The 8,006-nt window shown below is 53.7% G+C and carries 9 protein-coding genes and 2 pseudogenes; 6 read left to right on the top strand and 5 right to left on the bottom strand.

The window, feature by feature from the left end:
• The 3 genes and pseudogenes from CFR80_RS16070 to CFR80_RS20110 all read left to right on the top strand — a co-directional run.
• Positions 1-120, top strand: a pseudogene (locus CFR80_RS16070) (IS5/IS1182 family transposase); the annotation flags it as partial.
• 24 nt (positions 121-144) lie between these two features.
• Positions 145-318 (top strand): Lrp/AsnC family transcriptional regulator, encoded by a 174-nt coding sequence (locus CFR80_RS19955; RefSeq protein WP_309146442.1) that lies wholly within the window; start codon positions 145-147, stop codon positions 316-318.
• On the top strand, positions 255-494 hold the full coding sequence (locus CFR80_RS20110; protein ID WP_309146443.1) for a hypothetical protein: 240 nt from the start codon (positions 255-257) through the stop codon (positions 492-494). The genes CFR80_RS19955 and CFR80_RS20110 overlap by 64 nt, the downstream gene beginning before the upstream one ends.
• A 124-nt stretch (positions 495-618) precedes the next feature.
• Here CFR80_RS20110 and CFR80_RS16060 read toward each other — a convergent pair whose 3' ends face one another.
• On the bottom strand, positions 619-1,521 hold the full coding sequence (locus CFR80_RS16060; protein WP_010516332.1) for a LysR family transcriptional regulator: 903 nt from the start codon (positions 1,519-1,521) through the stop codon (positions 619-621).
• 200 nt (positions 1,522-1,721) lie between these two features.
• On the opposite strand from CFR80_RS16060, the gene CFR80_RS16055 reads away from it, so the two are divergent.
• Positions 1,722-2,333 carry an NAD(P)H-dependent oxidoreductase gene (locus CFR80_RS16055; RefSeq protein ID WP_010516330.1) on the top strand — a complete coding sequence of 204 codons (612 nt, stop codon included), beginning with the start codon at positions 1,722-1,724 and terminating at the stop codon, positions 2,331-2,333.
• Between the two features lie 47 nt (positions 2,334-2,380).
• Positions 2,381-2,608, top strand: coding sequence for a hypothetical protein (locus tag CFR80_RS16050; protein WP_373636512.1), 228 nt, complete (start codon positions 2,381-2,383; stop codon positions 2,606-2,608).
• Positions 2,609-2,779: 171 nt separating this feature from the next.
• Here CFR80_RS16050 and CFR80_RS16045 read toward each other — a convergent pair whose 3' ends face one another.
• Positions 2,780-3,697: a nucleotidyl transferase AbiEii/AbiGii toxin family protein gene (locus tag CFR80_RS16045; protein WP_258367875.1), complete on the bottom strand. Its 918-nt coding sequence runs from the start codon at positions 3,695-3,697 to the stop codon at positions 2,780-2,782.
• A 5-nt stretch (positions 3,698-3,702) separates the two neighbouring features.
• Entirely contained in the window at positions 3,703-4,491 is a 789-nt protein-coding gene (locus tag CFR80_RS16040) for a type IV toxin-antitoxin system AbiEi family antitoxin (RefSeq protein WP_110507704.1), read from the bottom strand.
• Positions 4,492-4,853: 362 nt separating this feature from the next.
• On the opposite strand from CFR80_RS16040, the gene CFR80_RS19020 reads away from it, so the two are divergent.
• Positions 4,854-5,507: a hypothetical protein gene (locus tag CFR80_RS19020; RefSeq protein WP_146221682.1), complete on the top strand. Its 654-nt coding sequence runs from the start codon at positions 4,854-4,856 to the stop codon at positions 5,505-5,507.
• Here the strand turns inward: CFR80_RS19020 and CFR80_RS16035 are convergent.
• Positions 5,455-6,660 carry a GIY-YIG nuclease family protein gene (locus CFR80_RS16035; RefSeq protein WP_110507703.1) on the bottom strand — a complete coding sequence of 402 codons (1,206 nt, stop codon included), beginning with the start codon at positions 6,658-6,660 and terminating at the stop codon, positions 5,455-5,457. The two genes, CFR80_RS19020 and CFR80_RS16035, sit on opposite strands and share 53 nt — an antisense overlap.
• Positions 6,653-7,906 (bottom strand): annotated as a pseudogene (locus tag CFR80_RS16030) (DEAD/DEAH box helicase); the annotation flags it as partial. The gene CFR80_RS16035 and the pseudogene CFR80_RS16030, both read right to left, overlap by 8 nt.
• Positions 7,907-8,006 lie beyond the last annotated feature (100 nt).

The following is an 8,006-nucleotide window of genomic DNA, read 5'->3' as shown; positions in this document are numbered from 1 at the left end:
GGTCGCTGCAGGCGGCTCGCCAAAGACTGGGAAAAGTCCATAGCCTCGTCAACAGCGTGGACTTTGATCGCCTCAATCCGCATGCTGACCCGCAGAACCACAAGGCATTGTCAGTGCTGAAAAACTTTCGGATCAGGCTCTAAGATGCCAATGAAACTGGATGCGATTGATCGGCGTATTCGTCGTGTTCTCCAGGAAGATGGCCGCGGCCCCAACAATGAACTTGCAAGGCGCGCCGGACTCTCTCCATCGCCATGCCTGCGCCGTATGCGAATGCTGGAAAAAGTGGCGTTATCGAAGGGTATGTCGCCGTTGTGAATCCCGCGAAAGCCGGGTTCGGCGTGACGGTTTTTGTCAGGTTATGGCTGACGGGAGAAGACGACCTTCCAGGACTGAAATATTTCCAGAGCGAACACCCTGCACGGATCAAAGGCGTGCGGAGTATGAAGACCGATATCCCGCTCCTGAAGCTCAAGAACGCAAGCTTTGCATAAGATATCTCACCAATCACGCCGAGGGTAATGGGAGCGAAGCGGGCTGCCGATTATATTGGCTCGTGCCTGAAAGCATCGTCCGGAGATCAATTCTTCCGTTCTGATCTGACAGGACGCACAACATTCAGGTACGCAAATACGCCTGAAGACGCGGAATGACGAAATCGAGAAATACTCTCACGCGTTGGGGTGTCTGTCTGCTGCCCAGATAGAGCGCATGGATCTCTTCTTCGTCCTGCGCGTCCGTATGGGCCAGAACTTCAACGAGACGGCCGGCCTTGATGTCATCGCGCACATGGTAGTCGCCAAGCCGTGCCAGCCCCGCACCCCATAGCGTCAGGCGTCTGACTGTTTCGCCGTTATTGGCGAGCAGGGGGCCTCGGACGATACGATCTGCGATGCGACCTTTTTCCTGCAGCGGCCAGACAGGGGCGGCACGCCGGAAATTGAAGCCAAGGCATTTGTGTTGGTCCAGATCATCAATGCTCTGCGGTGTACCAAACCGTTTCAGGTAATCCGGTGATCCAACGATTTTACGTCGTGCCGCGCCGATACGCCGGGCTGTCAGATTTGAATCCTGCAATGGCCCGACCCGGAAGGCAACATCCGTGCGATCAAGATAAAGGTCTGTCAGTTCGTCGGAGAGCGATAGATCAATAACAATATCCGGATAGGCATCCCAGAACTCTGGAAGGAGAGGCTCAACCGCCAGCGCCCCGAAGGCCACCGAAGCATTGATGCGCACGGTGCCGCCCGGCCGGACCGATCCTGTAGTGAGCGCATGTTCCATATCGTCAAGTTCGGCGATCAGTGCCTGAGCACGCTCGTAGTAAAGCTGACCTTCCGGCGTGACGGAAAGCCGCCGTGTCGAACGTTCAAGCAGGCGCACGCCAAGGCGTGTTTCAACACGGGCAATCAGTTTGCTTATCGTCGAGGGCGTTGTCATCGACAGGCGGGCTGCCCCGGAAAAACTGCCGCTTTCCACGACACGCAGAAACATCTGCATTTCGCCAATCCGGTTATCCATCAGCGCCTCTTTGATGAAACAAGTTCACAAGTGCTGTGGAGAAGCAACGGATTATCAAAGCCTGTCAAGTTCATCATGTTCCGTAGGGAACAGATGCCGCTTGTACCGCCAAGGCGCCGTCATATTGAAAATGCTTCCGGACAATGGTTCTCAATCCTGATCAGTCGTATCCGGGATGCTTTTTGTAGGACACTATTACGATGAAAAATATTCTCCTTCTGAACGGTGGAAAGGCTTTTGCCCATTCTCATGGTCGTCTGAACGATACGCTGCATGATGCCGCCCTTGCGGTCCTGTCGAACGCGGATTTCAATACACGACAGACAAAGATCGATGCTGGCTACGATATTCAGGCCGAAGTCGAAAATATCCTGTGGGCTGATCTGGTCATCTACCAGATGCCGGGCTGGTGGATGGGCGCGCCGTGGACGGTCAAGAAGTATGTTGATGAAGTCTTCACCGCCGGTCATGGCACGCTTTATGCCAATGATGGGCGCAGCCGTTCCCATCCTGAGCGTAAATACGGTTCAGGCGGCCTGCTGCAGGGGAAGCATTACATGCTTTCCGTGACATGGAACGCCCCGGAAGAGGCCTTTGTCGATCCGGCACAGTTCTTTGAAGGGAAGGGGATTGATGCGGTCTATTTCCCTTTCCACAAGGCCAACCAGTTCCTGGGCATGGGACCGCTTGCAACGTATCTTGCGTCAAACGTTATGAAGGAACCGGCGGTTGGTCGGACCGTCGCGCGCTACCGTGCCCATCTTGCAGAGGTACTGGGCTTTGTCCTGCCAGAGGGCGGCGCTGAATCATAGCACGGACCGCAGGGTTTTGCCGGGCAACATGGAACCGAGAGAATAGCATGAAGACATGGATACGTTGGAGCAGTGCCGGAGTGATCGGACTGGCAGTGCTGGGTGCAGCGACATGGGAACTCGTCCTGCGTCCGGAAAATGCATCTCTTCCCGTAACGGCAGGAACAGGCCCGCACCCTGATCTGCCGCAGCCCAACCATACCCTGTTTCCGACCGTCAATGTCGCGACGCCCGTGGGTTGGGCGGAGGGGAAGTCCGCCGCAAAAACAAACTAACATGTTGATTTATTGATATTTATTACGTAGACCACGAAAACTATCCCACACAAAAACCCACATAATATCGTCGCTTGTGTCATTTTAGGTGGTCGAGAGGGCACAGGACCATCCGCCTCTACCCGCATATTCATCGCCAAGCAATGCGGATTGCTGACGGGCGATTCATGCTCATGAAAAGAGCACCCGCTCCAATGCTTCGGTCAGTTCAGCCCGCTTGGCATCGGGCAGCTTGGCAAGATTGCGCTGTTTCCACATGACGGCAGGCAGATGCTGGGCCTCCGGTATTCCGAGCAGTTCCCAATCTGGCTCGCCTCGCTTGAAGCTAGCGAGGAAGCGCCGGTGATCGTCCGGCATGGCGGCGACCATCTCAGCGATAATCGCTTCCCGCGCGGTTTCCAGTTCCGTGAGGGTAACGGGCTCTTCCGTCATTCCGACAAAGCCCCGTTCGAACTCCTCGCGTAGCGGCTTGCGGGTCGGGGCAAGAACTTCGGCCATCGGGCGGTTATGGCTGATGAGATAAACCAGAAAAGCTCGACGCAATGCATCGTCGACTCCCTCGTTCGCCAGCAGGCCGCGCACGTCGAAAAGGTCACGGGGATGCTGGCGGTCGAATGCAGCTACGATCTTGCCCGCATAAAGGTCAGCGAAAGACACGACTTGCATCTCGGCAAACCCGAAGGCGTATTCGACAGCAGGCACCACGCTTGTCACAGCCGGATCATAGACGGTGCCTCGTAGCACCGGCGTTACCTCTATCTTGATCTGTACACCGCCGACCCGAACGACCAGCTTGGTCACGATGTTCTCATCGGCCGAACGTGAGGCATTGACCCTCACACCGGGTATGCCCTGTTCGATCCGCTCCTTGATCCTGAGCATCGCGGCGTCAATCGCAGAGAGCGATGCGGGCCGCCCCTCAACCGGCAGATAAGTCAGATCGATGTCCACGGAAAGGCGTGGCATGTCGCGCACGAACAGGTTGATCGCAGTGCCACCCTTGAGCGCGAAAATCCGTTCCTCCGCGACGAAAGGAACAACTCGTATCAATAGAGCCACCTGCTGCTGATATGTGTCGAGGAAAGCCATGAGCTTCACGAACCTCCCAGGTCGGTTGGCACGGTGATGTTATAATGCGGATCGAGTTTTCCGCTTTTGGCAAGGACGCGCTTACCCGCACCCAGATCGATACGAGATATATCGAGCCGGGGTCGCCATGCATGGCGGTGGCGGTCCGCGAAGAAGAGGAAGAGCCGCTTCACCTTCACGCTGGTGCAAGCCTCAAGCAGCGCTTGCACTCGGCGCGGGCTTAAATCGCTCATTCCTTCCATCAAGGCATCGGCTTGGTGGAAGCTCTCATGCTCGGGTAGTTCATCGAGCAGTTCGAGAACGGCGCGCTCTTTGCTGGAATAGCAAATGGGCATGGTCAGACCACCGACATTGATCATGGCCGGACTTGATATAGGCGATGCATCGGTGTGGCCTGGAAACAGTCGCCGGCTGTTGTGCCAATGGAAGGCCACTTCGAGCGGCAGGGCTGGCAGCCATGTCGGTGGAGGCTTCGGTCCGTAAAGGTGAATCTCACGAACCGACATCGACAGATAATGAGCGTAACCCTGCTGTTCTAGCGCGGTGCGGCCGCCGACGATCAGCGGAAGGTCTAGTACGGTCTGGAGGGAAACGATGACCTGCTGCCACGTAAGCGGCGTGCGCGAGCGGCGATAGACGCGTCGAGCTGGGCTTTCGAGCCAGCCGGAACGCACGTACTGGCTCCGCAGCGCTGACGAATAGCCGTGGGTCTCCATCCAAGCTGCATCAGCGAGGAGCCCTTCGGGGAGTTCCTGCTGGAGACGGTTTAGCTTTCCACCTGAATGCATATTCATGCTTGGTATTTTGACAGACTTACAAACTTCCGTCTAGTTCATAATTCCACCAATAAGCTAAGTAAAACTTAGTTTATATGCAATACGATAAACTACCTGTCTTCGAATGGGATTTCGCCCGGCATGTGCTTCAATGGCAATATTGGCCTCCAGATCATCGAACGCAAAGATCAAGTCATTTCATATGACATAAAAATCTCCTACGTTTTGTTCTGCATGTTACCCCCCGATTCCTAACCGCGAGGATGGCCCGTGGTCGATTCTAATCGTGTCGCTACATAAAGCGTATTATGAACCCGCCCTTGCCGAACGGACAGCAGATACCAAGCAACGGCGAACCCAGAAGAAAATTGAGGAAGAAAGTGGATATCAATAAATATCAAGAGTGGTTGAACGAGAGGATTATGGAATTAAGAACAGCACAGTCCATAAAGACACCTGAAGATAGATTAAATGGCAGCATATGGGATTTTGTTATATTAGGATGCCTTATTGAAGTTGCTTCAAAGCTTAACTCTGAACGAACAGGGAAAAGTACTTTTCAAGTTGTGAGAAAGCTATTCGATGAGCGTTTGCCAAAATATAGAAATATTAAATACGAAAAGCCTGTTTCAGCCAATGACCTACCAGAGCAGTTATACATGGTCCTTCGCTGCGGACTGGTACACGGCCTTAGCTTGCGTCCAGACGAAAAAGTGCGAAATTCTGGTCAGTATAAACCTTATTGGAGGGAAAATACCCTCACGCTCTGGCACAGAGGCAACCACCTTCACATAAATAGAACCATATTCAATGGACAGGAATGGGATAGAGTTAACATCGATTACGATTCTCTCTTAGAAGATATTCAGAAAGCCTTGGACAATATCTTCGAAGACGGCAGAAAGAACAATGAAAAAGGCAAAATCATCACTGATTTTATTATGGAAAACCCTGGCGTGGGCTTCTCACCTGGCACATGGATTAAGCCTGCAACACAAGTTGGGCTGTTAGCGGATCATAAACATAGCCGGTGATTGTACCGTCCTTGATCTTCTCCACTGCCTCATTAATCACAAACAGTGGCACAAGGAACCACTCGCGCGGGATGACGAGGTTGCCGAACCTGTCTTCGATCTGGATATCCAGTCGGGCCGGATCGAAGATGCGATGGATTATTTTTTCGAGTTTGGTGCGGCTGATGTTGAACAGCTTGTAGGTCGCAATGACCTCCACATCGGCCAGCAGGAAAGTCGGGTCGAGTTTCGCATTGGCTATACGTTTGGCAACGTCTCCGCCCGTTACGCCGATTTTGTGAATAAGGTCTCGGTTAGCTGCAACGATAGAGTTATCCGACTTGCTCTGGAGAACATAAATGGTGCCGCTCGCCAGATCGTCGTCCTCGTTCTCGCCGGCGAATAATGGCCCGGCACTGGGGTCGGACACTCGGCGGCTGGCTTCATCTTTATAAAGCGCACGCTGAAGGGAACGAAGCAGGATGTTGCTTTCGGTTCCATTGGAATAAATGACGCGGAGACGGGCATCACTCTCACCATTGGGCGCTCTGAAGGTCTCACCAATCTCGGCAACATATGCTGTCTGGCCACCCAGGATAAAAAATTCTCCCGGTCTGATGTCAGTTTTCAGGAGGCCGGCTTCTTTCCGGATAGGGCGTGTAATGCGCGTCCCGATCTCGATGTCTTTCTGGACTGCGTTGAATATCGGCTTGAAAGTGTCGAAATCCTCACAGCGCTCCCGGTTGGCGATTTCCTCGGCTGCCCGCTTTTCTGCTGTGGAGCGGACGTGGCGCAGTTCAGTGATTGAATTCGGCTCGATGCCGTCCACGCCGAGCATGGAAAGCAGTTCATCGTCGCTTATGTTTTCATCAATCTCTTCAATGACAACAGCATTGGAGAGAATACCCTGATGATCCATAGGCAGAAGCAATGCCATGCAATCGGGTTGCGTGCGAAGCCGATCGAGGCGGACTGCGTATAGACGCTCGAAAATGTCGTGATCTTCCCCATGACGAGGAGAGCGTCCGTGTTTGTCCACAAATCGCTGAACTTCCTCAAACCCAGCGATGATGCGCTCTTCTCTTGGAGTTCGGGAGGCTTCTTTTTTTGTCTCGACTTCAACGCCCAGCGCTGACAGGAGCGCATCATCTTCGTCGGTAAAACCTTTAGCCACGAGCCGCCTCCGCCTTCATGCGAGCAAGGAACGCAACGCCCTCGGCCATGCTTTTTTCCCAGGGGTCGGTCGATGTTATGGAGGGGAGCCGTCCACGTTCCTGCATGAATTTCAGCGCTCGTTTAGATAAAACACGAGCATCTTCCAATGTCATCGTCGCACGTTTGGCACCGATTACGGCCGCAACCTGTTTCAGGCTCTCTTCGCTCATTGCTTTAGCCAGGATGGAATAAGCCTCACCAAACGGATTGATGCGATCAATCAGATCAATGTCCAGTTCTCGCACGTCCATTGCGAATTTACGCACGCCATCGATCAGGGCCGTGTTGGCTCCTGGTTCTCCATCGCCACTCGTCGCAATATGAGCCGCCTGTTGTGTCAGGTTCAGAGCCGCGATGGCGTGCTGTCGAACGGTTTCTTGATCTTCCTCATCCAGTTCGGGATATTTGTCTTTGATGATTTTTCCCATGCGGGAGATCGTCAATTCCTCCGGAACGAGTTCTTTGTCGAAAAGCCCACGTTCAAGAGCGGTCTTGTCTTGCACAAAGGCAGTGATGACTTCGTTCAGGTCTTCCTGGCAGATGCGGGTTGCCTCTTCACTCTTGGGTTCGGACAGCCCCTTGATCTCGATCTGGAACTTTCCTTTCTCTTCGTTGAACCCGACATTGCATTTGTCCTGTTGGTAACCATCGTCTCCATAATCGAAGCCGTCAGTCGGTTCGTTGGTTGACACTTTCGATCTGAACTCGAAGCGGGGGGCGAGAACCTGTTCCATCAGCAGACTGGCGGCAATGGCTTTAAGGGTATCGTTCACGGCCTCGGTTACCGCCTCTTCTGAGGCATCTGGCTCTGCTATCAGGTTGGTAAAGCGAGCGCGGGTTTTTCCAGGCGCATCGCGGGTAGCGCGTCCTATGATCTGGATAATCTCGGTCAGGCTGGATCGATAGCCAACGGTGAGCGCATGTTCGCACCAAATCCAGTCAAAGCCCTCCTTGGCCATGCCCAGGGCAATGATGATGTCCACATGGTCGCAGTTGTTCTTCTGGGTTGGGTCTTTCAGGGCAGTGGACACACGGTCTCGCTTGCTCTTGTCATCGTCCACCAGATCAGCGATCCGCAACGTCCGGCCGTCTTCAGTTTTTACCAACTGAAAGCCTGTGATAGGGTCAGCCCCTTGCCAGTCGCCAAGTTCCTCGATGATGTGCTCCACTTCCCTCATCTTATCCTTCGTGCTTTCGCGCGAATTGGTAAGCTCCCGGCGACTGACGCCTTGCTGAATACTTCTGGTCTTGTTCAGCTATGAAGCATGAGCGATTTAAGAGATAGGGACGCGGTACTACCTGCGA

This window comes from Komagataeibacter oboediens, assembly GCF_003207815.1.
Lineage (GTDB): Bacteria > Pseudomonadota > Alphaproteobacteria > Acetobacterales > Acetobacteraceae > Komagataeibacter > Komagataeibacter oboediens.
Note: the sequence above shows the minus strand (reverse complement) of the source record. Positions and strands in the feature narration are given on the sequence as shown.